Origin of the sequence: Phytoactinopolyspora halophila, from assembly GCF_003287285.1 — a bacterium.
In the GTDB taxonomy this organism is placed as follows: Bacteria; Actinomycetota; Actinomycetes; order Jiangellales; family Jiangellaceae; genus Phytoactinopolyspora_A; species Phytoactinopolyspora_A halophila.
In genome coordinates, this window is the sequence record NZ_QMIG01000030.1 from 1 (window position 1) to 25,897 (window position 25,897).

Consider the following 25,897-nt stretch of genomic DNA (forward strand, 5'->3'; position numbering starts at 1 on the left):
GAAACCACGACGCCGCCTCGACATCCCGTGTGCCGACAGCCACGGCCGCGACACCGGCCTCTACCAGGTCGAACGACGCTACTGGCTCGATGACATCCCCACCGACAAGAACCAGCAAATCTTCGACACCCTACACACCTACTGGACCGACCAAAACTACGAAATCACCGAAGACGTCCGCGACCGCCACCTCGCCCGCGCTCTCACCGCAGAATTCGAGGGCTTCCATGTACGCGTCTTGGAACGTGACGATGGACGCCTCAGCATCCGAGCCACATCACCCTGCATCGAAACCAGCGAATCCCCCAATGACACCTGACCCCCTCTCCCGCTGATCATGAACACTAAGCGACCACATAGGTCGCTTAGTGTTCATGATCAGCGGGAGAGGGGGGTGGTGGGGAGCCAGGGGCGCAGGGCCTCCCGGTTGCCCCGCTGATCGTCGAACGCCCGATTCGGCGGGTCGGACGGCGACGGCGCCACATCCTGCTCGACGACGAGCCACCCGTCGAACCCATCTGCCATGACGGTGTCCATGAACGTCGGCACGTCGAGATCACCGGCACCGAGCGGCACGAAGGCACGCCGCTCCCACACGGCCCGCATACCTGCTCGTTCCCGCAATACGCCGGTGACTACCTCGGTACGGACGTCCTTGACGTGCAGGTGGTTGATCCTGTCCCTCCAGCGTTGCCACGCCGCTACCGGGTCTCCCCCGCCGATGATCAGGTGCCCGGTATCCAGCGTCAGATCGACATCGGAGCGCGCGAGAAACTCGTCGATCTCTTCCGGGGTCTCCACGTACGTGCACGCGTGGTGGTGAAACGTCGGCTCCAGGCCGGCCGCACGCACTCGCTCGGCAGCCCGCCCCACATTCGCGGCGAGCCGCTCCCAGCCGGCGCTGTCGAGCATGACTTCCGGAGCCCCACCGGGGGTGGCACGCCTGGTCTCGGAGCCCTGGTCCGCGAGGGTCGGAAGCGGTGGCCGTTCCGGCGCGACCGCGGCAGCCGCGGTGAAGATCTCCAGCACGTCGTCCAGTCCGCTCAGTGCCGTTTCGAATTCCGCGTCCGGGGCGGTGAAGGGCATATCGACCCAGCCGCCCGCCAGCGCCATCCCGTATTCCCGCAGCCTGTCCTGCAGCTGCTCGCCGCGCCCCAGCCAGCCGGCCGGACCCAGGTCGATCCCGTCGTAGCCGGAATCGCGCAACGGCGCCAGTATCGCCTCCGGCTCGGGAAAATCCTGGTCGGTGGTCAGCTCGAAGATCCCGAAGCTGACCGGAGCGTTCGCGATTCCGTTGATCATCACCGTGATACCTCCGGCATGGTGAAGCGGTTTGGATGGTCCCGTATGGGCGGGCCGGGTCGCGGACCCGGCGGTCAGGACGTCGGGAAGTGGTAGCTCGCCCCGACGGGTTGCTCGACGTGCGGCCAGCGGGACGTCACCACCTTGGCCCGGGTGTAGAACGAGATCCCTTCGGGGCCGTGGACGTGCTTGTCGCCGTAGAGCGACTCTTTCCACCCGCCGAACGAGTAGTAGGCCATGGGCACGGGAATGGGCACGTTGATGCCGACCATGCCCACCTGGACACCACGCTGGAACCGTCGCGCCGCCTCGCCGCTGGACGTGAAGATCGCCGTGCCGTTTCCGTACGGGTTGGCGTTGATCAGCGCGATGGCGTCGTCGACGGAGTCGACCCGCACTACCGACAGGACGGGCCCGAAGATCTCTTCCTGGTAGACATCCATCTGCGGCGTCACCCGATCGATGACCGTCGGGCCGACCCAGAACCCGCCGTCGTAGCCGTCCACCGCATATTCGCGACCGTCAACGGTCAGCCGCGCGCCCTGCTCGGCACCGGACTCGATCAGCCCGACGATCCGGTCGCGTGCCTGCGCGGTGATCACCGGTCCCATCTCGCTCGCCGGGTCACGGCCCGGCCCGACACGGACCTTCTCCGCCTTGGCCGTCACCGCGTCTACCAGGCCGTCGCCGGCGTCACCCACGGTCACCGCCGCCGAGATCGCCATGCACCGCTCGCCTGCCGAGCCGAACGCCGCGGCCACCATGTGGTCCGAGGCGAAATCGACGTCGGCATCGGGCATGACGATCGCGTGGTTCTTCGCCCCGCCGAGCGCCTGCACCCGCTTGCCGTTGGCGCTGGCACGCTGGTGAATGTAGCGGGCAATCGGGGTGGACCCCACGAAGGACACGGCCGAGATCTCCGGGTGATCGAGAACCGCGTCGACGGCCGACTTGTCGCCGTGCACGACGTTGAACACGCCGTCGGGCAAGCCCGCCTCGGCCCAGAGTTCGGCCACCAGCATCGACGCCGACGGGTCGCGCTCGCTCGGTTTCAGGACGAACGTGTTGCCACACGCGATCGCGATGGGATGCATCCACATCGGCACCATCACCGGGAAGTTGAACGGCGTGATGCCGGCGACGACGCCGAGCGGCTCGCGGAAGCTGAACATGTCCACGCCCGTCGAGACCTGGTCGGAGTACTCGCCCTTGAGCAGGTGGGGGATGCCGCAGGCGAACTCGATGACCTCCTGGCCTCGCTGCACCTCCCCGAGCGCGTCGGAGACGACCTTGCCGTGCTCGTCGGCGATGATCTCGGCGAGTTCACGCGAGCGTGCGTCGACCAGCTCGCGGAACTTGAACAGGATCTTCGCCCGCTTGCTCAGCGATACCTGTGACCACGACTCGAACGCTTCGCGAGCCACGCTGACGGCCGTGCCGACGTCGTCGGGTTCGGCCAGCAGCACCTCGGCCTGCTGCTCCCCCGTCGCCGGATTCCAGACCGGGCCAGTACGGCTCGACGACGCGGCCGACCGGCGCCCTCCGATCCAGTGTTCGATGGTACGCACGCTGCTCACATCCCTTGATCTTCGATCTCGCTTCGTCGATCTCGCCTTGTCGCCGAGCCTCGCCGCCGGGCACTGCGACCCGCTCGTCGTCGCGTCCTCGGCTCACAGGTACGGGCGCTGGAACGCCTTGTGTGCTTCGTAGACCTTGCGCGCATCACGTGTGGTTTCGAGCTCGGCGGTTTCCGCTACCGGGACGTCCCACCAGGACTCGCTGCCCGGCGCCGGCACCATGGGATCGGTGTCGACGTGGATCAGGACCGGACCGTTCGCCTGCGTCGCGTCCTTGGCCGCGCGCAACGCCGACCGCAGCTCGTCTACCCCGTCCGCGCGCAGCACGTGCGCGCCGAGGCTGGCGGCGTTCGCCGCGAGATCGACCGGCAGTGTCTCGCCGTCGAGCGCGCCCGTCTCCGGGTCTCGGTAACGGTAGCTGGTGCCGAACCGCTGGGCACCTACCTGCTCGGAGAGCCCACCGATGGACTGGAAGCCGTGATTCTGCACCAGCACCACGATGATCTTCACGCCTTCTTGCACCGCGGTCACTAGCTCCTGGGCCATCATCAGGTACGACCCGTCACCCACCATGACGACGACGTCACGCTCGGGCTCCTGTCCCGACACCGCCAGCTTGACGCCCAGACCACCGGCGATCTCGTAGCCCATGCACGAGTACCCGTACTCCACGTGGTATCCCTTCGGGTCCCGGGACCGCCACAGCTTGTGCAGATCACCAGGCATGGAGCCGGCGGCACAGAGGACGACGTCGTGCGGCTGGCAGGTCTCGTTCACCGCCCCGATGACTTCCGACTGTGCGGGCAACGGGACGTGGCCGCGGTGGTAGGCCGCCTCGACGAGGTCATCCCATTCTGCCGCCAGCGCCCGGGCTTCCTCGCGATACTCGGCACCGGTGTCGTATCCCGCCAACGCCTCGGTGAGGGCAGCGAGCGCCGCACGCGCATCCGCGACGACGGGAATCCCCGCGTGCTTGGCGCCGTCGAACCCGGCGACGTTGATGTTGACGAACCGCACGTCGGGGTGCTGGAACGCCGTCCGCGACGCGGTGGTGAAGTCGCTGTAGCGAGTGCCGATACCGACGACGACGTCGGCGTCGCGGGCGATCCGGTTAGCTGCCGTCGTCCCGGTTGCGCCGACGGCTCCCAGCGCCAGCGGGTGATCGTAGGGCAGCGATCCCTTGCCGGCCTGTGTCTCCCCCACCGGGATGCCCCTCGCCTCGCAGAACTCGCGCAGCGCTGCCGTCGCCTCGCTGTAGATGACACCGCCACCGGCGACGATCATGGGCCGCTCGGCCCCACGAATCGCCTCGACGGCCCGGTCCAGCGCGGCCGGCTCGGGTACCGGCCGCGGTACGTGCCACACCCGCCGGCGGAACAGCTCCACGGGCCAGTCGTAGGCTTCGGCCTGCACGTCCTGCGGCAAGGCGATGGTGGCGGCACCGGTCTGCGCCGGATCGGTGAGCACCCGCATCGCGCCCATCAACGCCGAGGGCAGCTGTTCGGCGCGCCACACCCGGTCGAAGAACGCCGAGACGGGGCGGAGCGCGTCGTTGACCGAGATGTCGTATCCGGCGGAATCCTCCAGCTCCTGCAACACAGGATTGGCGACGCGGGTGGCGAACACGTCTCCGGGAAGCAGCAGGACGGGCAGCCGGTTGATGGTGGCCAGCGCGGCCCCGGTGACCATGTTGGTGGATCCGGGACCGATCGACGCGGTGCAGGCCATGGTGGCCAGCCGGTTGCGCATCCGGGCGAACGCGACCGAGGCGTGCACCATGCCCTGCTCGTTGCGGGCCTGCCAGTACGTGAGCGCGCCGGGATCGTCGACCTCGGCCTCAAGCAGCGCCTGCCCGATCCCGGCGACATTGCCGTGGCCGAAGATGCCGAAACAGCCGTCGAAGAACTTGTGCTCGGTCCCGTCGCGCTCGGCGTACTGCTGGGCGAGGAACCGCACGGTCGCCTGCCCGACGGTCAGCCGTTCCGTTTCACTCACGACTCTCTCCTCTCGCACCCGATCCCCTGATCATGTGCACTAACTCGCCTCATAGGACGGCTAGTGTTCATGATCATGTGAAGGGGAGGCGGGGGTCGGGATCCTGCGCCTCCCACTCCCCGCGCACCCACGCGTGCTCGGGGTCGTCGCAAATCAGCCACTCCCGCTTCGCGCCGGGACCGGCCATCACGTTCAGGTAGTACATGTGGTATCCGGGCGCGGCCACCGACGGCCCGTGCCACCCGTGCGGAATCAACACGACGTCACCGGTGCGCACCTCTTCCAGCACCTCGATCGGGCGTTCCGGCGTCCCGTACACGCGGTGGAAACCGAAGCCGCGCCGCCGCGTCGTCCCCCGGCTCGGCACGCCGCCCTCGCCGGGACCGTCGGAGATCTCGAAGTAGTAGATCTCCTCCAGCACCGCCTCCTCGCCGGGGCGATCCTCGTCGTGCTTGTGCGCCGGATACGACGACCAGTTGCCCGCCGGGGTGAGGACCTCCACGGCGATGAGCCGGTCCGCCTCGAACGCGTGTGCCGCGCCGAAGTTGTTCACCTGCCGGGTCGAGTTGCCGGCCCCGCGCACCTCGACGGGCACGTCGTCGGCCGGGCGATAACGCGCCGGCCACCGATTGCGGCACGCCGCACCGGGCAACGCGAAGCGCCCGCGCCCGCCAGAAACCGTGGAGATGATCTGCACGTCCGCATCGCGCGGGACGTAGACCGAGTCGGAAACCTGGTTGAAGACGTTCTCCCGGCCCCGCACCGTGAACTCCTCGCCATCGCAGACGACACGGCACGAACCGGACAGCGGGAGGACGAACATTTCCTCGTCGCCGGTCGCGAACCGGTGCTCCTCATCCGGTCCGAGTTCAACGACCCGCAATGACGACCAGCTCAGCGGCGCATCCGTCGCCGGGGTCGTCTCCAGCACATACGGTTCGCCGGCTGCCCTGCCCGCCGGGAGATAGTACTCGTCGCGCTTCGCCTCGCCGCTCATCACGTCGCCGTTCCTCGCTCGACTGCCTCTACCGTCTCGACTGCCTCTACCGTTCCTGATCTCACGCTCACAGCAGATTCACCGCCGTATCGACCGCCCCGGCCACGTCCCCGTCCGGCGGATACAGCAGCGTCCGCCCGACCACCAGGCCCATCGCCGTCGGCAGCCGCAGCACCTTCTCCCACTGCCGGAACGCCGCGTCCGGATCCTCCGGAACCTCGCCACCGAGGAGGACCGCGGGCAAGGTGGAAGCCGCGAGCACGCGCTCCATTCCGTCGGGATCGTCGTCGACGACGGGAAGCTTGAGCCACGTATACGCGGAGGTGGTGCCGAGTCCGGCGGCCACCGCCACCGACCGCAGCACCGCCTCGGTCGACAGATCGTTGCGGACCCGGCCATCTGTCCGGTACGAGATGAACGGCTCCACCATCGCGATGCGCCGCCGCGCCGCGAGCTCCGACACGGCCCGGGCACAGGCTTGCAGCGTGGCTGGCGTCGCCGGATCCTCGGGATCGATACGCAGGAGCATCTTGCCCATCTCGAAACCCATGTCCTCGATCGCCGCCGCGTCGTACCCGGTGAAACGGTCGTCGATCTCGAACACGCTACCGGCGAGGCCCGCGCGATTCATAGAGCCGACGACGACCTTCCCGTCGAGCGCCCCGAGCAGGAGCAGGTCTTCCAGGACGTCGGCAGTCCCGAGCACGCCGTTGACGCCCGGGCGCTCCAGCGCGATCATCAACCGTTCGAGCAGATCCGCGCGATCGGCCATGGCCAGCGGGTCGGAACCCGCCCGGAGCGAGCCACGCGCCGGATGATCGGCGGCGATCACCATCATCTTGCCAGTCGAGCCGAGCATGCCGTCCGGCTGCACGCGCCGGGCGGCGGCCTCGGCCACCGCCTCCGGCCGCGTCGTCCTGGCCCGCACGATGCCGTCGATCCGCGTTTCCCCCAGTCGCGCGCGTTCAGCCGACATCGGCGCTCCCCTCCAGCACGGCCTCGACCTCGGCGGTGGTCGGCATGGCGCTCGAGCACGCCAGCCGCGACGCGACAATCGCACCGGCGACGTTCGCGAACCGTACGGTGCGTTCCAAGTTCCACCCGCTCAACAGGCCGTGACACAGGCCACCACCGAACGCGTCACCGGCACCGAGCCCGTTCACGACGTCTACCGGCGTCGGCGGGACCTCGTAGACTCCGGTCTCGTCCGAGGCGAGCACGCCCTTCGGCCCCTGTTTGACGACCGCCGTGCGCAGGCCCGCGTCGTGCAGGGCGCGTGCTGCGGCGCCAGGCTCGTCGGCACCCACGGCGGTGCGGCACTCGTCGAGATTGCCGACGGCTACGGTCGCGTACGGCAAGGCCCGCTGGATCTGCTCCCGCGCCGCTTCCGGCGAATCCCAGAACATCGGCCGGTAGTCGAGATCCACCACGGTGATGCCGCGACCACCCCGCGCCTCCAACGCGGCGAGCGTCGCGCTGCGGCTGGGCTCCTCCGACAGGCCGGTGACGGTCACCCAGAACACGTCGGCGGCGCGAATCGCGTCGAAGTCGAGCTCGTCCCGTTCGATCTGCATGTCCGGCGCGGGCGTGCGGCCGTAGAAGTAAAGGGGGAAATCATCCGGCGGGAAGATCTCGCAGAATGTCACCGGTGTCTGAAGTCCCGGCACGGAAGTGACCATCCGGTCGTCAACGCCGAAACCTTGCAGCTCGGCGTGGAGGAACCGGCCGAACGGATCGTCACCGGTGCGGCTGATCGTCGCGGCCCGCCGGCCATGCCGTGCCGCGGCCACGGCCACGTTCGTCGAGCTTCCCCCGAGGTACTTGCCGAAGCTCTCCACCTGTTCCAACCCGACGCCCACCTGCAACGGGTAGACGTCGACGCTGATCCGACCCATCGTCACGATCTCGAAAGACGGGGTCACGCGGCGCGCACCTCCTCGATCCGTACCGGGCGATGTTCGAGCCGCGACCGCGTGGACGCCTCGGCCACGTAGAAGCTCTCCAGCGCATCGGCGACGGTGCACGGGCTGGCCAGCTCGCCCTTCGCCACGTTGATGAAAGCGTTGATCTCTGCCCGGTACGCCGGAAGGAATCGCGACCAGAATTCCCGAAATGGAGGATCCGTGGGAAAGTCGACGCCCGGTTCCGCGGAGATCAGGGCGGACTGCTCGTTCAACCCGACGGCGTAGGTGGCCGCGGTCCCGGCGACCTCCATCCGCACGTCGTAGCCGCCACCGTTGTACCGGGAGCCCTGGGCGGTGACGATCGTGCCGTCGTCGAGCGTGAGCAACGCGGCCGACTCGTCGACGTCGCCGGCGTCGGAGAAGTACGCGGCACCACGATTGGCGCCCGTCGCGTACACCTCGGTGACCTCACGCCCGGTCACCCAGCGCAAGATGTCGAAGTCGTGCACGTGGCAATCGCGGAAGATACCTCCAGAGTAGGGCACGTAGCCCGCCGGTGGCGGCTCCGCATCTGCTGTGACCATGTGCACCCTGCGCAGCTCTCCGAGCGAGCCCGCCCGGACGGCCTCGCGCGCCGCCGTGTACCCGGCATCAAACCGGCGCATGAAGCCGATCTGGTGAGCCACACCGGAACGCTCCACTTCACCGAGGACCTGGACGGTGCCCGCGACGTCCGGCGCGACCGGCTTCTCGCAGAAGAACGGCAACCCGGCGCGGGCGGCAGCGGTGATGAGATCGGCATGCGCCGAGGTGGCGGCAGCGATCACGACGGCGTCGGCACCGTCGTAGGCGTCCTCGGTACGCTCCACTGACCGCACTCCCAGATCGGTCGCGACCTTGGCCGCACGCTGCGGATCAGCATCGGCGATGACGACGTCGGTGACATCTGGATGCTGCCGGACCACGTCCGCATGAGAAGCTCCGATACGCCCGACCCCGACGAACCCGATCCGCATGTTGCCGCTCCCGTGTGTTGAAACCGTGCCCAGAGGATTCCCGCCCGCGATGCCCGTACCGACGATGGGGTCCCACGATGGCGAGTCTGCTCCGAACCGATGCGAACGTCAAGATTTGTCCTGACATTCTTACGTCATATCGTCGACCTCACGCTACCGGGTTCAGCGCGCGCCGACCGATCGGGGTCGCGGGCCAACCGATTGGGAATGCGCGGGCGGTTCCTGGTAATCTTTAGCTTCGGTTGGCACGTTGTATGTGCTGCCCGGTCCCGCATAGCTCAATTGGCAGAGCATCTGACTGTTAATCAGAGGGTTGCTGGTTCGAGTCCAGCTGCGGGAGCCCCATCTGACCTGCACTTTTAGTAGCAGGTTCCGGGTTTATAGGTCGATTTTCGCCGTCGACAGCAACGTTTACAGCAATGGAGCGTTACGCGCGGCACGCAGCATGACAGGGGCGGGCTAGCTCGCGGCCGCAGAACATGCCGCCAGCGAGCTCATCGCCCTCACTCCGGTTAATCTGAGCCATGCGGCGCACGCCGCGACCTCGGTTCCACTGCCCCCTATGGCGGAGGCACAGGCTGCGGTCCGCGTCGGTGTCACGTCGTAGCCATGCAAGCGCAGAGTCTCCTGGCAATCGTAGAGCGAGAGTGGCTCGACGTGATCCCCAACGTGAGTCGCTCCGCCTGGCGGCGCCGCGTGTGGAAGGACTGACGCTCCCGGTGCGAGGAGTAGTACAGCGCCAAGTGCCAGCGTAAGGACAGACCGAAGTCGGCGCATGATGGATCCCCCTTTTGAGGTGACATGCTCGCCATCAGGATTGGCGGCGAGACAGGAAAAGCCGCGTACGCTCGTTGAGGCGTCTCCACGAGTGGCTCGTGCCACACCCTTCGGACCGTGCCATTCGCGCACTGACATTCACAAGGGGCCAGAATTTTGTCATCACCACTCTGACGGTTATCTGCCTATTCACGAGAAATCTGTTCCGGACATGGCGTTCACATGACTCAACGTTGTAGCGATTCGACAGTGACGACGCCACGAGTGGATTCGAGGTATGGTCGATAAATGAGCGACGAGGGCGGCTCAATCGAGTTCCCTGACGGACGGCGCTTCAGCGAGGCGGACCTGGTCCAGGAGATTCGCAGGTCGCTGCTTGGGCCTGCGCAGGATGCCGAATCGGCCACGACCGACGAGTACGGCAATCCGCTCCCTCAGTTGAACCTGGATGAGCGGCCTCGTGAGACGGATGATGCCTTGTCGAGAATAGGGTACGCGTTGCTGGCTCAGCTGCCGGAGCGCTGGGAGACCGCGATTCTCGAGATGGCGGTCGCAGCGGATGATGTCCGGGCGACTGCAATCGTGAAGGTGCAAGACAGCGATGACGCCTCGTACGCCGTGCGGTTCTTCTTTCCAGACGTTGAGCCAGATCTTGCTGCCGCGTGTGTGGAGCTGCGGCGATCAATGTATGAGCCACACGGACACGGCGCCTGGTACAACATTCAGATCAAGCTAAATCGCGACGGCACGATCGTCCCAAGCTACGACTTCTCCAACCCACCATTTGTCTTATGGGGCCCCAACGAAGTCGACCTGGTACGCCGCGACCACGAGCTCTACCCGCGCGACCCCGAACTGCTACCGGCCTGGCATCCAAGCCGGGCATGACTCTTCAGCGAGAGCCGGCGTCGGCACGATTCAACGATTGACTCGTTGTTCGACACCACGCCACCCGGCCACCGCATCGATCCGCCGTGCTGGTCAGTGATCGAGTGGAGTTTGGGCACGTTGTGTGTGACGAATCGGCCGCTATCACGACCGCTGTCCCGCACGGCCCCGGCCAGAACTCCACGCTAGGCAGGCGTGAGGCCAGGCTGACCATCCTCCATGACGAACGATGCGGCAGTGCGCACACTAGAGGTCGTCTCCTCGACGGTGTCGACCAGGCGGAAGTCACCCTGGCATTCCCGCGCCGAAACCCGGAAGGCGACATAGCCCCGCCCGCTGCCCTTCAGCCGGATATGCGGATTGTCCGGATCCGGATCCATATCCGCGCTCTGGTCGGTGTCCCCGCCGCTGCTGATGGACGTGCCGGTGAACTCGCCGCCCACGGTGGCCGACTCGGGATCCTGGAAATCGGCCTTGATGTTGGCCGCGCGGTTAGCGTGGATATCCCCGGAGAGGACCAGCGGGTTGCGTGCCCGCCCGGTGGCCAGCTCGTCGAGAATGCGCTGGCGCGCCACCCGGTAGCCGTCCCACTTGTCGCTCTCCAGGCCGACGTCGGCGTCCTCGAAGAACGGGACCTGCTGGGCCAGCACGTTCCACCGGGCGCTGGATGTGGCGAGCTCGTCGAGCAGCCATCGCATCTGCTCGTCACCGAGCATCTTCCGCTCCGGGTCCCATGCCTCGGGCGAGTCGGCCTCCGGATCGTCCACCTGGTCGCTGCGGTATTGCCGGGTGTCCAGCAGGTTGATGGTGGCGAGATCGCCCCAGTGCAGCCTCCGGTACATCTGGATGTGCGACCCCGACGGGCGCTGCGCCTCACGCAGGGGCATGTGCTCCCAGTACGCCTTGAACGCGGCGGCCTTGCGCCGGGCAAACTCCTCGGGCGGCACGTCCGGATCGGCATCGTCGGCTGTCCAGTTGTTCTCCATCTCGTGATCGTCGAACGTCATCGCGAACGGTGCGGCGGCGTGCATCGCCCGAAGATCTTCGTCCGACTTGTACTGGGCCAGCCGCACCCGGTACCCGGCGAGGTCCCTGACCTCTTCGGACGGCACGTGCCCCCGTCCCAGGCTGCCCTGCGCCCCGCCCTCGTACATGTAGTCGCCGAGGTGGAAGACGATGTCCAGGTCCTCGTCGAGCATGTTCTGGTAGGAGGTGTAGTAGCCCGCCGGGTAATTCTGGCAGCTGGCGATGGCAAACCTCCACACGTTGGGCATCTGGCCGTGCCCGGGCGCGGTGCGCATCCGGCCAACCGGGCTGATCTCGCGCTGCACCCGGAACCGGTAGAAATACCATCGCGCCGGGTCCAAACCGGGCACGTCGATATGCACCGAGTGCGCGTCGTGCGGCGTGGCTCGCGTGACGCCCCGCCGCACGACCCGGGAGAACCGCTCGTCGTGGGCGACTTCCCACTGCACCGGCACGTCCCGCGAGGGCATGCCGCCCGAGCCGTCCAGCGCCAGCGGCTCGGGCGCCAGGCGCGTCCAGATCACCACGCGCTCGGGCAGCGGGTCCCCGGATGCCACCCCGAGGCTGAACAGGCCATCTGGGAGGCGCCCACCGGCCGGCGCGGCCCATGCCCCGGCCGCCGGGGCGAGCACCGTGGCGGCGGTCGCGCCGCCGAGCTGGAGGAAACGTCGACGTCCGAGTTGCTGGCTCATGGTGGGCTCCTCCCAACGTCTGCGAGTTGTCGCACACGCTAGGGAGCCGAGATGTCGGCCCGGTGACGCCGAAACGGCCGCCCGTGGGCCGGCGTTCAACCCGAAGCTGACGAAGAACGGCCAACCGCTCTGGACCACCCTCGACGCCGGCGACGTCCGTTGACGGTGTTCGCGTCACTCGCTCGTCTGTAACCCGAGGATCTCCAGATAGTGCGGGTTGTAGATCAGACCGAGGACGTTCCCGAACGGGTCGAGCACGGACGCGGTGATCCAGCCCGCCTCGCGGTGGATGATCGGCTGGTATTCCGTCGCACCCATCGACAGCAGCCGTTCGAACGCGGCAGGCACGTCGTCGACGTGCCAGTACATGACGACCCCGCCCGGACCGCTCGCCGCGTCCTCGGGTGCGTAACGCCGGTCGATGATGCCCAGCTCGTCCTGGTAATCGCCGATGCGGAACTCGACATAGGCGGGCGGTCCCTCTTCCGGGCGGACGAAATACGGCTCGGCACCCAGCAGCTCGGCGTACCAGCGTGCGGCCACCGTCACGTCGTCGGCCCAATAGCTGATCGTGGCGAATCCTCGAAGCATCGTTCTTCCTCTCGTCGTGGCGGCGGTTCCGCCCGGGATGACGCCCATCATTCCGCGTGAAGTGCTCACCAACTGAGCACTTTTCTGGAAGACTTCGATGCGTGCGTGCTGACCGGCTCGTCGCGGCCGTCTTGCTCATGCAGGCGCGTGGGCGGGTGACCGCTGCCGAGCTCGCGGACGAGCTCGAAGTGTCCGTCTCCACCGCGCGCCGCGATCTGGAGGCGCTGTCCACGGCCGGCATTCCGGTGTACCCGCAGCGCGGGCGCGGCGGCGGATGGTCCCTGATCGGCGGCGCGCGCACCGACCTCAGCGGCCTGTCAGCCACCGAGGCACAGGCCCTGTTCCTGCTCGTCGGCCCGGCCGCGGCCGTCTCGGACGAGGCCAAGGCGGCCTTGCGCAAACTCGTGCGAGCGCTGCCGCAGACCTTCCGGGCCGACGCCGAGGCCGCCGCCAGCGCCACCATGATCGACCCCACCCGCTGGGGCGAGCGCGGCCGCGAGCGACCGCAACTGGTCGACCTGCTGCAGTCAGCCGTGGTACAGCGGCGAAAGGTCCACCTCACCTACACCAACAGCACCGGAGAACGCAGCGAGCGCCGCATCGATCCGTGGGGTCTGGTCGACAAGGACGACATCTGGTACCTCATCGCCGGAACCGAACACGGGCGACGCACCTTCCGCGTCGACCGGATCGTCGAGGCCCAGCAGATCGATCAACCCGCCGAGCGTCCCGACGGCTTCACCCTTGCCGCCGCCTGGCACGAGACCGTCGACGAGGTGGAGCAACGCAGATCTCGCACCTGGGCAACCGTGCTCATCGAACCCAGGTTCGTGCCGGTACTGCGCGATCACTTCGGGCGACACTGTCACTCCGACGGCGAAATCGACGGGCGCGCCAGGATCCGTCTCGCCGCACCGACCCCATTGGACATTGCCCGTAAACTCGCCGGCTGGGGCGGCATGATCGACGTCGTCGAACCAGCATCCGTGCAAGCCGAACTGGGCCGTATCGGGGCCGAACTCGCCAGCCGCTATCGGCACCGCACGTGACTAACAACGCCGGCAAGCTCAGACGGAGACGGCATCACGAGCACGGCGACGGCTCGCCGGAGGATCCCCGAGGTGAACAGCGAGCGCAGCCCGGGCAACCCGGCCCGTCACGCGCGGCGGATCTGATCGCCCTCCACCACGATGCTGATCTCCTCCAGGGCCTGCTCGGCGGGGCCCTGCTCCACCGAGCCATCGACCGCCGAGAACTGGCTGCCGTGACACGGGCAGGTGATCAGCCCATCGGCCGCCTCGTCCACCGCACATCCTCGATGGGTGCAGACGTTGCTGAAGGCCACGAACTCGCCTTCCTCCGGCTGCGTCACGACGATCTCGGGCCCCTCGAGGATGACACCGCCGCCGACCGGCACATCGTCGACGCTCGCCAGCGCCTCCGCACTGTCCGACGTCTCCGTCTCCCCGGCTCCGTCCTCCGGAGTGGTGTCGCCCTCGTCAGTGGGGCTTGCGTCGCCGGTGGCGTTGTCCGGGCTCGCCGCGCCACCGGGCTCGTCCGCCGGCTCGTCGTCGCCACACGCGGCCACCAGTCCACCGAATCCCACGGTGCCCATGGCCATCAGCGCGGTCCTGCGGCCTACCTCAACTCGATGGCCCGACCCTCGATGGCTCGACGCGCTCGCCATCCTGGCCGTTCCCTCCGTGCCGCCGCTGTCTCTGCTGTCATCCATGATCTCTGTACGATGCCGCAGCCCTCGTGGATTGCACGGATCCCGATACCCGCCGGCGGCGAGCTACTGGGGCTACCGAGCATCTCGGCATCACGGTCCGGAAAACAGGAACGGAACGTGCACGATGAGTTCCGCGTTCCCATCAGGTCTACATCCACATGGCAGAGCAATTGGTGACGGTCACCGGCGTCGAGCTGTGCGTGGAGACGTTCGGCGACGACACGGACCCTGCGGTCCTGTTGATCTCCGGCCTGGCCGCTTCGATGGACTGGTGGGATTCCAGGTTCTGTGAGCGGCTTGCCGAACAAGATCGCTTCGTCATCAGGTACGACCATCGAGACACCGGCCGGTCCGAGGCCTCGCCGGTGGGCGAACCGTCGTACTCATCCGGTGACCTCACGAACGACGCGATCCGTGTCCTTGAGGCGTTGGACATTGCTCACGCCCACATCGTCGGGGTGTCCGCCGGTGGCGGTATCGTTCAAGAGCTGGCGGTGCAGCACCCTGACCGGGTACTCACCCTGACGTTGATAGCGACCTCTCCCGCCGGAACACGCGCAGATCAGAGGCCGTTGCCGCCGGTGGACGCCCGGCTCGCCGCGACGTTCGAGAACCCGCCGCCCGAACCCGCCTGGGACGACCCCGACGCCGTCGTGGACTACATCGTCGCCGGGGAGCGCAACTTCGCTGGCTCGCTCGGATTCGACGAGGAACGGGTGCGCCGCGTGGCGAGTACCCTGGTCGAGCGCACGCGCGACATCAGGGCAAGCATGGCGAATCACTGGTTGCTCATCGAATCCGGCGCGTCCACGACGTTCCGGCTCGCCGACATCGACGTGCCAACTCTGGTCATGCACGGCACGGATGATCCCCTGTTTCCGTTTGGCCACGGTGAGGCGCTGGCCGCCGACATTCCGGGCGCCACGCTCGTAGCGCTGGAAGGGATGGGACACGAGGTGCCGCCGCCAGATCTATGGGACGTCGTGGTGCCTGCCATCGCGCGGCACACGTCGCAAGGGGCGCCTCGGCATGCGCGACATGGCGGCCCACGATCTTCGTGATCGGCAGCCGCGACAGCCAGCCGGCCGGCCCAGATTGACGCATGCTGCGGCCCGGCCGAGACTCTCCGGATGGGACGGTGTCGCCGCCAGGTACGCCTCGCCCCCGCTCGCGTGGCCTCCGCGGTCACGATCGCGCTCGCGGTGGCCATGCCCGCTGCTGCCGGCGGCCAGCCCGCTGACCAGGACGAATCCGCCGGTGAGAACTCCACCGGCGACACCGTGCGTCTCGCCCGCGCCACCTGGGACACCGGCTGGTTCCAGGCCGAGGTGTACCGGCAGCTGATCGAGGAACTCGGCTACACCGTCGAGCCCATCACCACCATGGAGAACGAGGATTTCTACCGGGATGCGGCAGCGGGTGAGGTTGACCTGTGGGTGAACGGCTGGTTCCCGCTGCACGAGTCGATCATCGACGAGCTCGGCGTCGGCGATCGGCTCGACGTCGTGGGAACCCAGGTGGACAGCGGGGCACTCCAGGGATACCTGGTCGATCTGGACAGCGTCGACGAGCACGGCGTGACGTCACTCGCGGATCTCGCCGACCCCGAACTGGCGGCCCGGTTCGACACCAGTGGCGACGGCAAGGCCGACCTCGTCGGCTGCTCGGTCGGGTGGGGCTGCGAGGCCGGCATCGAGGAGCATCTCAACGAGCTGGACCTGCGGGATACGGTCAACCATGTCCAGGGCGACTACGCACCGCTGATCGAGGACGTCGTCGAGCGTCACGAGAACGGTGAGCCCGTCCTGTTCTATACCTGGACCCCGAACTGGACGGTGGGACAGCTCGTGCCCGGCGAGGACGTCGCCTGGATTGACGTGAGGTCCTCCGGTTCCACTGGTGCGCAGGACACCACCATCGACGACGTGCCCGGCTGCGTGAGCGACCCGTGCCGGCTCGGATGGTCACCTAACGACATCCGCGCCGTCGCGAACAGCGATTTCCTCGACGCGAACCCGCCCATCCGGCGCCTCCTGGAGGCCGTCGAGATACCCCTGGAAGAGATTTCCGATCAGAACGCGCGAATGCGTGACGGCGAGGGCACGCCCGACGACATTCGCCGCCACGCGCGCGAGTGGATCAGCGCCAATCACGGTGCGGTGACGGAATGGCTCGACACCGCCGATCCGGAGCGGGAACGCGACGACGACGGGGACACCTCCGGCGCGACCCCCTGGAGCCCGGGAGGCACCCCCGACGCGAACACCCTGACCGTCGTCACGCGCAGCCTCTCACCGTTCGTCGTCTACGACGGCGGGGAGTACACGGGTTTCAGTGTCGAACTGTGGGAGCATGTGGCGCGGCGCCTCGGCGTGGACTACGAGATCGAGCAGGTCAACAGCCTCGCCAAACAGATCGACGACGTGCAGCGCGGCGCCGCCGATGTGGCGCTGGGCGGCCTGGACATCAACTCCGCCGTGGCCAACGATCTGGCACTGTCGCAACCCACCTTGCGTTCCGGATTGCAGATCATGGTCAGGAACGACGAGGACACCGGCATCGTTTCCACCCTGGCCCGGATCGCCACCAGCGACTTGACGATCTGGATCGGCTGGTTCGTCGTGATCTTCGGGATCATTCTCCTGGCCGTCGGCCACGTCATCTGGCTGCTCGAACGGAATCGGAATCCGGACATCCCGGCCAGCTATCCACGCGGCATCGCCGAGGCCATCTGGTGGGGCGTGGTGGCGGTCACCCCGTTCGGGGCGGGGAACAACACGCCGAGCCGCAACGCCGGGCGCGTGTTCGCCGTCGGGTGGATCCTCGCCGGCTATTTCCTGCTGGCCTACTTCACCGCCAGCATCACCAGCACGATGGCTGTCGACGAGATCCACGGAGACATCACCGGCCCGGAAGATCTGGCAGGCCATCGGATCGCGACGGTTGCCGAGACGCCGGGCGCGGAGTATCTGGCCACCCTCGGCGTCGGCCCGGTGCTGTTCGACGATCTCGACGAAGCCGCCCAGGCGCTCCGGGACGACGAGGTCGACGCGGTGGTCTTCGACGCACCCGCCGTGCGCCATTACGCCGCGCGCGCCGGCGCGGGTGATGTTCGGGCCGTCGGGCCGGTGTTCCAGGAGTTCAGCTACGGCCTGGGAACCGCCCTCGACGGGGACCTCAACGCATACATCGACGTCGCCCTGCTCGAACTCGTGGAAAACGGCGTGTACGAGACGCTCTACGAACGCTGGTTCGGCACCTCCCCCTGACCCCGTCCTCCTTGTCCCGCTGATCATGAACACTAAGCGACCTATGAGGTCGCTTAGTGTTCATGATCAGCGGGACAAGGAGGACGGGGAATGTGCGGATTCGTGCCCTGCGTTGTCCAGGTATGCGGGTGGACCAGCCACATACCTCCATACGGCGCTGGCCGGGGATGCGATCCGAGTACAACTGGCTGCCACCCGATGACAGCGTGACCGTCACGAAGCCGTTCCAGATCGGTGTCTCGTTCAGTAGCCATGATCAGCTTGAGTTCGAGCTGGACGGCCGAGCGCGATACCTCTCCGTGCCCTCCGGAGCCGTCTTCGCCACGGGGACGCAGCAAGCGCTCTGGGCCGACGTCAGCGAGCACACCGAGGCCCTCGAGATCTACCCCGATCTCGACCTCGTGCGCGATGCCGTCGATCCCGGCGCGACGGCCCTGGTCGATCTCGATCCCGCCATCGCCGTGCGCGATGCCACCGTGCTCGGTCTGGCATCCCTCGTCAGGCGCAGCCACCTGCACGACGACGGCGACCTGGAACCCATGCACGCCAGCACGCTGACCCAGCGTCTCGTCCATCACCTGGCCGAGCACTACTGCCTGCCCCGCGCACGCCGCACGACCCGCAGCGGCCGGCTCGATCGCACGCTGGTGGACCGGCTCGCCGCGTTCGTGGACGACCGCCTGGCCGAGCCGCTCACCCTCGACGAGCTCGCGGCGCAGGCAGCTCTGAGCGTGTACCACTTCGCGCGCGCCTTCAAGAACTCCACGGGGCTGGCTCCCCACGAGTTCGTCACCATGCGACGCATGGAACGCGCGAAAATCCTGCTACTGGCGACCCGTCACAGCGTGCTGGACATCGCGCACATGGTGGGCTTTTCCAACATCAACCATTTCCGGCGGCTCTTTCGCCGCTACACCGGATTCGCCCCGTCCGACCTGCGCCCGCGCTGACGAAAACAGCAAGATTCGACCCTCCGCCGGGCAAACTTCCGTGCCAGCCTCGATCTCGTTCGGGCGAACACCAGAGGCGCCAGCGAAAGGGCGAGACACATGACAACGGAGATCACCACGTTTCCCGTCGTGTTCACCAGCGGCGGGCACCCGATCGCGGGGCGAGTACATCGGCAAGCCGGGAACGTCACCGAGCGCCAACCAGCTGTCCTGGTCACCGGTTCGTGGCTGACCGTGAAGGAGCAGATGGCCGACGGGTACGCCGCCGCCCTGGCCCGTCGTGGCTACACGTCCATCACGTTCGACTTCACCGGATGGGGCTCCAGCAGTGGCAAGCCGCGGCATGCGGAACTTCCGGACCGAAAGATCGCGGACATCGAGGCCGCAGCCCGATTCGCCTCCACCCTGTCGTTCGTACAGCCGGGACGGCTCGGCCACGTCGGCGTGTGCGCCAGCGCGCAGTACGCGCTGGCCGCTATCGCACAGGGAGCACCGATCGCCGCCTACGCCAGCGTCGCCGGATGGTTCCACGACACCGGATCGGTGGCACCGTTCTATGGCGGTATGGATGGCGTGATCCTGCGCATGCAACGCGGCCAGGAGGCGACCGATCGGTTTCTCCAGGGCGGGGAGATCGTGACCGTTCCCGCGTATGACCCGGGAAACGACCGGGCCGGCATGCCCCTGGAGCTGGACTACTACGCCGACCCGAACCGCGGGCGCGTTCCGGAATGGCCGAACGAGATGGCCGAGATGAGCTGGATCCCGTGGCTCACCTTCGACGGACTGGCAGCGGCCAGCTCGGTGTCGGTGCCGTCGCTGTTCGTCCATTCCGACGGCTGCGTCTTCCCGGAGAACGTGGAGCGGATTCGCCACAGCCTGCGCGGGCCGGTCGATGTGGCGTGGGGTGACGGCGGCCAGATCGACTTCTACGACCAGCCGGCTCAGATGGACTTCACGGTCGATGCTCTCGACCGGCACTTCTCGAAGGCATTGCAGGACTGACGGCAGGATTGAGGGGACGACCGGGATGACGACATCCAGTGCCGACGTGACCACGACGATCACCGCCATGCTGCACGCGGTCGACGATCGCGATTGGGACACCGCCCGCGCCTTGCTCGCGCGGGAGGTGACCGTCGACTACAGCTCCCTGTGGGGCGGAGACGCCGCGACGATGCCCTCCGGCACGCTCGTCGAGAGCTGGCAGGGGTTGCTACCGGGATTCGACGTGACCCAGCATCTCCTCGGTCCGGTCGTGCTGGCCGAGGCCGACGAGCAGCATGCGAGGTGCACGGCGAACGTCCGCGCCTACCATCACCTCAGCGACGGCGATACGCCTCGCACGTGGACCGTCGCCGGCCGATACCAGATGAACCTCGTCCGCGACGCGCACGGGTGGAAGGTCAGCGGCATCACCCTGCGGCTCGCATACGAGGAGGGAGACCGCAGCGTGGTGGAGATCGCTCGCAAGCGCCTGGCCGACGGTGCCGCATTTGGGGGATTCCCACGAAAATCGCGCCCCGGGACTTGAGGACGCCAACGACCCCATTACCGGCGAGTAAGCGAGATGCTATACAGGCGGGCAAAGGCCGCGTTTCGTGTAGTCGTCGACCTTGTGAGGGCTCGTCTTGGTGTTCCGTCGTGTCGCGATCGTCAACCGAGGAGAGGCCGCGATGCGGCTCATCCACGCCGTCGGTGAGCTCAACGCGGAGGGCGGGCCGTACATCGAGACGGTAGCCCTCTATACCGACGCCGACGCCACGGCCACCTTCGTGCGGGAAGCGGACCTGACGTATTACCTCGGCCCGGCCTCGGCGCACCCCTATATCGACCTCGCTGTACTGGAAAACGCGCTGATCGGGAGCGGGGCCGATGCCGCGTGGGTCGGCTGGGGCTTCGTCGCCGAGGATCCGGCGTTCGCCGAGCTGTGCGAGAAGCTGGGCGTGACGTTCATCGGCCCGGACCCCGAGGCGATGCGCAAACTCGGAGACAAGATCGGCGCCAAGCTGATCGCCGAGGAGGTCGGCGTGCCGGTCGCGCCGTGGAGCCGCGGCCCGCTCGAGGACGTCGACACCGCGTTGCACGTCGCCGAGCAGATCGGATATCCGCTGATGCTCAAGGCCACCGCAGGTGGCGGTGGCCGGGGCATCCGCGTCGTCCACGGCCCTGAGGAGCTCACCGAGGCCTACGAGCGCACCAGCCAAGAGGCCGAGCGCGCGTTCGGCAGCGGCCTGGTCTTCCTGGAGCGCCTGGTCACGGGTGCCCGGCATGTGGAGGTCCAGGTGATTGCCGACGGCCAGGGCACGGCCTGGGCACTGGGCGTGCGGGACTGCTCGATCCAGCGCCGCAACCAGAAAATCATCGAGGAGTCGTCCTCGCCGGTGCTCGCTCCAGAGCAGGCCGACGAGCTCAAGGCGGCCGCCGAGCGGCTCGCGCTCGCCGTCGGCTACCGGGGCGCGGGCACCGTGGAGTTCCTCTACCACCCGAAGGATGAGTTGTTCGCCTTCCTGGAGGTGAACACCCGGCTGCAGGTGGAGCACCCCATCACCGAGGCCACCACCGGCATGGACCTGGTCAAGGCCCAGCTGCACGTGGCGGCGGGAGGGACGCTGACCGGCCCGCAGCCCGCTGAGCTGGGCCATGCCATCGAAGCACGGCTCAACGCCGAGGACGCCGACCGCGACTTCGCGCCCGCCCCGGGGCACATCGCGCTGCTGGAGCTGCCCGCCGGTCCGGGCGTCCGCGTCGACACCGGGGTCAGCGAGGGCGACGAGATCCCGGCCGAGTTCGACTCGATGATCGCCAAGATCATCGCCTATGGACGCACCCGCGACGAGGCGCTGTCCCGGCTGCGCCGCGCGATGCGGGAGACGGCCGTCGTCATCGAGGGCGGCACCACCAACAAGAGCTTCGTGCTCGACCTGCTCGGCGAGCCCGAAGTGCTCGACGGGAGCGCCGACACCGCGTGGATCGATCGCGCGCGAGCCGCGGGCCGGCTGGTGTCCCAGCAGCACTCCGGCGTCGCCCTGGCCACGGCGGCGATCGAGGTCTACCGCGACGAGAAGCAGGCCGAGCTGCAGCGGCTGCTATCCACCGCACATGGCGGACGCCCTCAGGTGCAGCACGAGAGCGGGAGCCCGATTGACCTCAAGCTGCGTGGTGCGGGCTACCGGCTCACCGTCGCCGAAACCGGGCCCGGACGCTATCGGGTCGGGTTCATCACCGGCGACGACGTGCGGACGGTAGACGCCGTTCTGGAACGGTTCGATGAGCACACGGGGCAGATTCAACTCGACGGGCACCGGTTCCGGCTGGTCATCGGCACCCACGGCCCGATCCACCTGGTCGAGGTCAACGGCGTCACGCATCGGATCAGCCGGGACGAAGGCGGTGTCGTGCGTTCCCCGGCGCCTGCACTGGTGGTGGCCACGCCCATCGAGCTCGGGGACGAGGTGGAGGCCGGCGCTCCGGTGCTGGTGCTGGAGAGCATGAAGATGGAGACGGTGCTGCGGGCGCCGTTTCGCGCGGTCCTGCGCGAGCGCCTGGTTTCTGTCGGCAGCCAGGTCGGGACCGGCGCGCCGCTGGTGCGTCTCGAACCCCTGGGTGATGCCGACGCCGCGGCGTCGTCCGAGGCCGGCTCGGCCGACCTGGATCTGCCGGCCGAGCCGTACGGACTCTCCGCCGACCTTCAGGTGCAGCGAGGGCTAGCGGACCTGCGCAGCATGCTGCTCGGCTTCGACGTCGACCCGCGGGACGACGACCGGACGTTGGCGGGCTACCTCGCCGCACGAGCAGAACTGCCGGAGCGGCCGTTGGAGGCCGAGGTCGGGCTGCTGGAGGTCTTCGCCGACCTGTCCGAGCTGACCCGCAACAAGCCGGAAGGTGAGGGAACGAAGGCCGAGACGCGAGTGCGCAGCCCGCGCGAGCACTTCCACACGTACCTGCAGAGCCTCGACCCCGAACGGGCCGGGCTGTCCGAGACCTTTCAGGCGCGGCTCACCCGGGCACTGAGCCATTACGGGGTCGAGAGCCTGGATCGCACGCCCGCCCTGGAAGAGGCCGTGTTCCGCATCTTTCTCGCTCAACAGCGTGCCAGCACCGACGCCGCGGTCATCACCTCGCTGTTGCAGCAGTGGCTGACCGAGGCGCCGCCGACGGGCAATCTGCGGCAGGTCGTCGGTCAGGCGCTGGAGCGGCTGATCGTCGCGACGCAGGTGCGCTTCCCGGTGATCGGCGATCTCGCGCGCAGCCTGGTGTTCCGCTGGTTCGCCCAGCCGCTGTTGCGCCGCAACCGCGCCGAGGTCTACGCCCGGGTCCGCAGTCACCTGCGCTACCTCGACCAGCACCCGGACGCGGCCGACCGGGACGAACGCATCGCCGACATGGTCGCCAGCCCGGAGCCGCTGGTGCGGCTGCTGGGCCAGCGCATCACGCGTCCGGGCGCCGACTCGGGCCCGCTGCTCGAAGTCCTGAGCCGCCGCTATTACCGCGACCACGGGTTGTCCGGCGTGCACTGCGAACCGCTCCAGGATCGGCCGCTCGTCACCGGCAGCTACGAGCTCGACGGTGAGCAGCAACGGCTGCTCGCGACCGTCGCCGACTTCTCCGAGGTGGACCACGCGCTGGCGAGCATTGCGCAAGCGGCCGCCGGGGAACCGGAGTCGGCCGCCCTCGTCGCCGATGTCTACCTGACCTGGGCCGACCAGCCTGCCGACGCCGACGCCATGGCTGCCGAGCTGCATGCAGCGCTCACCGCTGCCGCGTTGCCGGCCAACCTGCACCGGATCACCACGACGGTAGCCGGCACCAGCGGCGCCGTGCTGCATCACCACTTCACGTTCGTGCCGTCACCGGCGGGACTGACCGAGGATCGGCTGATCCGCGGCCTGCACCCGATGATCGCGCGGCAGTTGCAGCTGCACCGGCTGCGGCATTTCGACCTGACCCGGCTGCCCTCCGCCGACGAGGACGTCTACCTGGTGCGCTGCGTCGCGCCAGCCAACCCGTCCGACGAGCGGCTGATCGCGATGGCTCAGGTTCGCGACCTGACACCGCTGCGTGACGCCGATGGCCATATCCACGCGCTGCCCGCGGTGGAGGGTGCGCTCGGTGCGTGTTTCGACGCTATCCGCAAGGTACAGGCACAGCGCCCGGCGAAGAAGCGGTTGGACATCAACCGGATCGTCCTCTATGTGTGGCCTCCCAGCGAGCTCACGCCCGACGACCTGCGAGCCGTCGCCGAGCGCGTCGTGCCGACCACGGCCGGCGCCGGTGTCGAGGAGGTGCTCTTTCTCGGCCGCCAGCGCGACACGTCGACCGGCCAGCTGCACTCGATCGCCGTGCGCATCTCCTACGACGTCGCGACCGGCGTCCGGCTGGAGGTCATCGAACCGCCGTCCGAGCCGATCCAACCCCTCGACGACTACGGCCAGAAAGTGCTGCGGGCGCGGCGCCGTGGCACCGTCTACCCGTACGAACTGACCGACGTGCTCGCGGGACCGGGCGGCTCGTTCACCGAGTACGACCTCGACGATTCCGGTGCGCTGGTCCCCGTCGAACGGGAGAAGGGGCTCAACACGGCCGGGATCGTGGTCGGGATCGCGACCACGCCGACCGAACGGTACCCCGAGGGAGTGACCCGGCTCGCGCTGCTCGGTGACCCGACGAAGGCGCTGGGCGCGCTGTCCGAACCGGAATGTGCCCGGGTGATCGCCGCGCTCGACCTCGCGGAGCGGATGCAGGTACCGGTGGAGTGGTACACGTTGTCGGCGGGCGCGCGCATCGCGATGGACTCGGGCACCGAGAACATGGACTGGATCGCCGCCGTGCTGCGCCGCATCGTGCACTTCACCCAGCACGGTGGCGAGATCAACGTCGTGGTGGCCGGGATCAACGTCGGTGCCCAGCCGTACTGGAACGCCGAGGCCACGATGCTCATGCACACCAAGGGCATCCTCGTGATGACGCCGGACTCGGCGATGGTGCTGACCGGCAAGCAGTCGCTGGACTTCTCCGGCGGCGTGTCGGCCGAGGACAACTTCGGCATCGGCGGCTACGACCGGGTGATGGGGCCCAACGGCCAGGCCCAGTACTGGGCGCCGGACCTGCGCGCCGCGCACGGCGTACTGATGTCGCACTACGATCACAGCTACGTACTGCCGGGCGAGAACGAGCCGCGTCAGGCCGGCACCACCGACCCGGTCGACCGGGACGTCTCCAGCTACCCGCACGCCGTCGTGGACAGCGAGTTCACCACGGTCGGGGAGATCTTCTCCGAGGAGCTCAATCCGGACCGCAAGAAGCCTTTCGATATCCGCACGGTGATGCGCGCGCTGACCGATCAGGACCACCCGATCCTGGAACGCTGGGCGGGCATGGCCGACGCCGAGACCGCCGTGGTCCAGGACGTGCATCTGGGCGGGCGCCCGGTGTGCTTGCTGGGCATCGAGTCGCGGTCGGTGCCCCGGCGCGGGTTCCCGCCCACGGACGGCCCGGACACCTACACCGCTGGAACGCTGTTCCCGCGCTCGTCGAAGAAGGCCGCCCGTGCCATCAACGCGGCGAGCGGCAACCGGCCACTGGTGGTGCTGGCCAACCTGTCCGGGTTCGACGGCTCGCCGGAGTCGATGCGCAAGCTGCAACTGGAGTACGGCGCCGAGATCGGCCGGGCCGTCGTCAACTTCGACGGTCCCATCGTGTTCTGCGTCATCTCCCGCTACCACGGTGGCGCCTTCGTGGTGTTCTCCAAGACACTCAACCCGAACATGACAGTGCTCGCGGTCGACGGCTCGTACGCCTCGGTCCTGGGTGGTGCGCCGGCCGCAGCCGTGGTGTTCGCCGGAGACGTCAACGCGCGCACCGCGAGCGACCCGCGAGTCGTGGAGCTCGAGAACCGCATCGCCGAGGCTTCCGGAGCCGAGCGCGCCTCCCTGGTCACCCGGCTGGCGGACGTTCGGGCGTCGGTGCGGGCGGAGAAGCTGGGTGAGGTCGCCACCGAGTTCGACCAGGTGCACTCCATCGAACGGGCACAGCGAGTCGGTTCGGTGGATGCGATCGTCCGGCCCGAGGAACTGCGTCCGCAGATCATCGCGGCCGTGGAACGCGGACTGACCCGGACGTGAGGGCATCGTTCCTTCCCAGCACTATGTAAACCGCCGGCCAGCCGATCGTCGCCGATG

18 protein-coding genes, 1 tRNA gene and 1 pseudogene are annotated in these 25,897 nt (G+C 68.0%); 10 read left to right on the forward strand and 10 right to left on the reverse strand.

Going from position 1 to position 25,897, the window contains the following annotated elements; translation table 11 throughout:
* A pseudogene (locus DPM12_RS23290) lies at positions 1 to 319 on the forward strand (hypothetical protein); the annotation flags it as partial.
* 59 nt (positions 320 to 378) lie between these two features.
* Here the strand turns inward: DPM12_RS23290 and DPM12_RS19470 are convergent.
* From DPM12_RS19470 to DPM12_RS19500, 7 genes are all read right to left on the reverse strand, one after another.
* Complete coding sequence (locus DPM12_RS19470) at positions 379 to 1,302, reverse strand: sugar phosphate isomerase/epimerase family protein (protein WP_112260026.1); 924 nt, start codon at positions 1,300 to 1,302, stop codon at positions 379 to 381.
* A gap of 74 nt (positions 1,303 to 1,376) precedes the next feature.
* A complete protein-coding gene (locus tag DPM12_RS19475; protein WP_112260063.1) occupies positions 1,377 to 2,870 on the reverse strand; it encodes a CoA-acylating methylmalonate-semialdehyde dehydrogenase in 1,494 nt (497 codons plus the stop codon).
* A 102-nt stretch (positions 2,871 to 2,972) separates the two neighbouring features.
* Positions 2,973 to 4,874 carry a 3D-(3,5/4)-trihydroxycyclohexane-1,2-dione acylhydrolase (decyclizing) gene (gene iolD, locus DPM12_RS19480; protein WP_112260027.1) on the reverse strand — a complete coding sequence of 634 codons (1,902 nt, stop codon included), beginning with the start codon at positions 4,872 to 4,874 and terminating at the stop codon, positions 2,973 to 2,975.
* Between the two features lie 73 nt (positions 4,875 to 4,947).
* Positions 4,948 to 5,871, reverse strand: coding sequence for a 5-deoxy-glucuronate isomerase (iolB, locus tag DPM12_RS19485; RefSeq protein ID WP_112260028.1), 924 nt, complete (start codon positions 5,869 to 5,871; stop codon positions 4,948 to 4,950).
* A gap of 67 nt (positions 5,872 to 5,938) precedes the next feature.
* Entirely contained in the window at positions 5,939 to 6,847 is a 909-nt protein-coding gene (locus DPM12_RS19490) for a Cgl0159 family (beta/alpha)8-fold protein (RefSeq protein ID WP_112260029.1), read from the reverse strand.
* Positions 6,837 to 7,793: a 5-dehydro-2-deoxygluconokinase gene (gene iolC / locus DPM12_RS19495; protein WP_211659165.1), complete on the reverse strand. Its 957-nt coding sequence runs from the start codon at positions 7,791 to 7,793 to the stop codon at positions 6,837 to 6,839. The genes DPM12_RS19490 and iolC overlap by 11 nt, the downstream gene beginning before the upstream one ends.
* The gene (locus DPM12_RS19500; protein ID WP_112260030.1) at positions 7,790 to 8,791 is read right to left on the reverse strand and encodes a Gfo/Idh/MocA family protein; all 1,002 of its coding nucleotides are present in this window, start codon (positions 8,789 to 8,791) and stop codon (positions 7,790 to 7,792) included. The genes iolC and DPM12_RS19500 overlap by 4 nt, the downstream gene beginning before the upstream one ends.
* 267 nt (positions 8,792 to 9,058) lie before the next feature.
* Here DPM12_RS19500 and DPM12_RS19505 point away from each other — a divergent pair.
* Positions 9,059 to 9,131 (forward strand) — tRNA-Asn (locus DPM12_RS19505).
* 725 nt (positions 9,132 to 9,856) lie between these two features.
* Positions 9,857 to 10,456 carry a hypothetical protein gene (locus DPM12_RS19510; RefSeq protein WP_112260031.1) on the forward strand — a complete coding sequence of 200 codons (600 nt, stop codon included), beginning with the start codon at positions 9,857 to 9,859 and terminating at the stop codon, positions 10,454 to 10,456.
* A gap of 185 nt (positions 10,457 to 10,641) precedes the next feature.
* Here the strand turns inward: DPM12_RS19510 and DPM12_RS19515 are convergent, their stop codons facing one another.
* Both DPM12_RS19515 and DPM12_RS19520 read right to left on the reverse strand, forming a co-directional pair.
* Positions 10,642 to 12,174, reverse strand: a complete 1,533-nt coding sequence (locus tag DPM12_RS19515) for an alkaline phosphatase D family protein (RefSeq protein ID WP_112260032.1) — start codon at positions 12,172 to 12,174, stop codon at positions 10,642 to 10,644.
* 174 nt (positions 12,175 to 12,348) lie between these two features.
* On the reverse strand, positions 12,349 to 12,765 hold the full coding sequence (locus DPM12_RS19520; RefSeq protein WP_112260033.1) for a VOC family protein: 417 nt from the start codon (positions 12,763 to 12,765) through the stop codon (positions 12,349 to 12,351).
* Positions 12,766 to 12,866: 101 nt separating this feature from the next.
* On the opposite strand from DPM12_RS19520, the gene DPM12_RS19525 reads away from it, so the two are divergent.
* Positions 12,867 to 13,814, forward strand: coding sequence for a helix-turn-helix transcriptional regulator (locus DPM12_RS19525; protein ID WP_112260034.1), 948 nt, complete (start codon positions 12,867 to 12,869; stop codon positions 13,812 to 13,814).
* Between the two features lie 107 nt (positions 13,815 to 13,921).
* On the opposite strand, the gene DPM12_RS19530 is transcribed toward DPM12_RS19525, so the two are convergent.
* Positions 13,922 to 14,386: a Rieske (2Fe-2S) protein gene (locus DPM12_RS19530; protein ID WP_112260035.1), complete on the reverse strand. Its 465-nt coding sequence runs from the start codon at positions 14,384 to 14,386 to the stop codon at positions 13,922 to 13,924.
* Positions 14,387 to 14,655: 269 nt separating this feature from the next.
* On the opposite strand from DPM12_RS19530, the gene DPM12_RS19535 reads away from it, so the two are divergent.
* The 6 genes from DPM12_RS19535 to DPM12_RS19555 all read left to right on the forward strand — a co-directional run bounded on the left by DPM12_RS19535 (position 14,656) and on the right by DPM12_RS19555 (position 25,840).
* The gene (locus DPM12_RS19535; protein WP_112260036.1) at positions 14,656 to 15,558 is read left to right on the forward strand and encodes an alpha/beta fold hydrolase; all 903 of its coding nucleotides are present in this window, start codon (positions 14,656 to 14,658) and stop codon (positions 15,556 to 15,558) included.
* Between the two features lie 69 nt (positions 15,559 to 15,627).
* Positions 15,628 to 17,766, forward strand: coding sequence for a glycine betaine/L-proline ABC transporter substrate-binding protein ProX (proX, locus tag DPM12_RS19540; protein WP_112260037.1), 2,139 nt, complete (start codon positions 15,628 to 15,630; stop codon positions 17,764 to 17,766).
* Positions 17,767 to 17,894: 128 nt separating this feature from the next.
* Positions 17,895 to 18,716 (forward strand): helix-turn-helix domain-containing protein, encoded by an 822-nt coding sequence (locus DPM12_RS19545; protein WP_158542961.1) that lies wholly within the window; start codon positions 17,895 to 17,897, stop codon positions 18,714 to 18,716.
* Positions 18,717 to 18,815: 99 nt separating this feature from the next.
* Positions 18,816 to 19,721, forward strand: a complete 906-nt coding sequence (locus tag DPM12_RS22955) for an alpha/beta hydrolase (protein ID WP_123788526.1) — start codon at positions 18,816 to 18,818, stop codon at positions 19,719 to 19,721.
* A gap of 25 nt (positions 19,722 to 19,746) precedes the next feature.
* Positions 19,747 to 20,250: a nuclear transport factor 2 family protein gene (locus tag DPM12_RS19550; protein WP_158542962.1), complete on the forward strand. Its 504-nt coding sequence runs from the start codon at positions 19,747 to 19,749 to the stop codon at positions 20,248 to 20,250.
* 142 nt (positions 20,251 to 20,392) lie between these two features.
* The gene (locus DPM12_RS19555) at positions 20,393 to 25,840 is read left to right on the forward strand and encodes an ATP-binding protein (RefSeq protein ID WP_211659166.1); all 5,448 of its coding nucleotides are present in this window, start codon (positions 20,393 to 20,395) and stop codon (positions 25,838 to 25,840) included.
* The last annotated feature ends 57 nt before the right edge of the window (positions 25,841 to 25,897 follow it).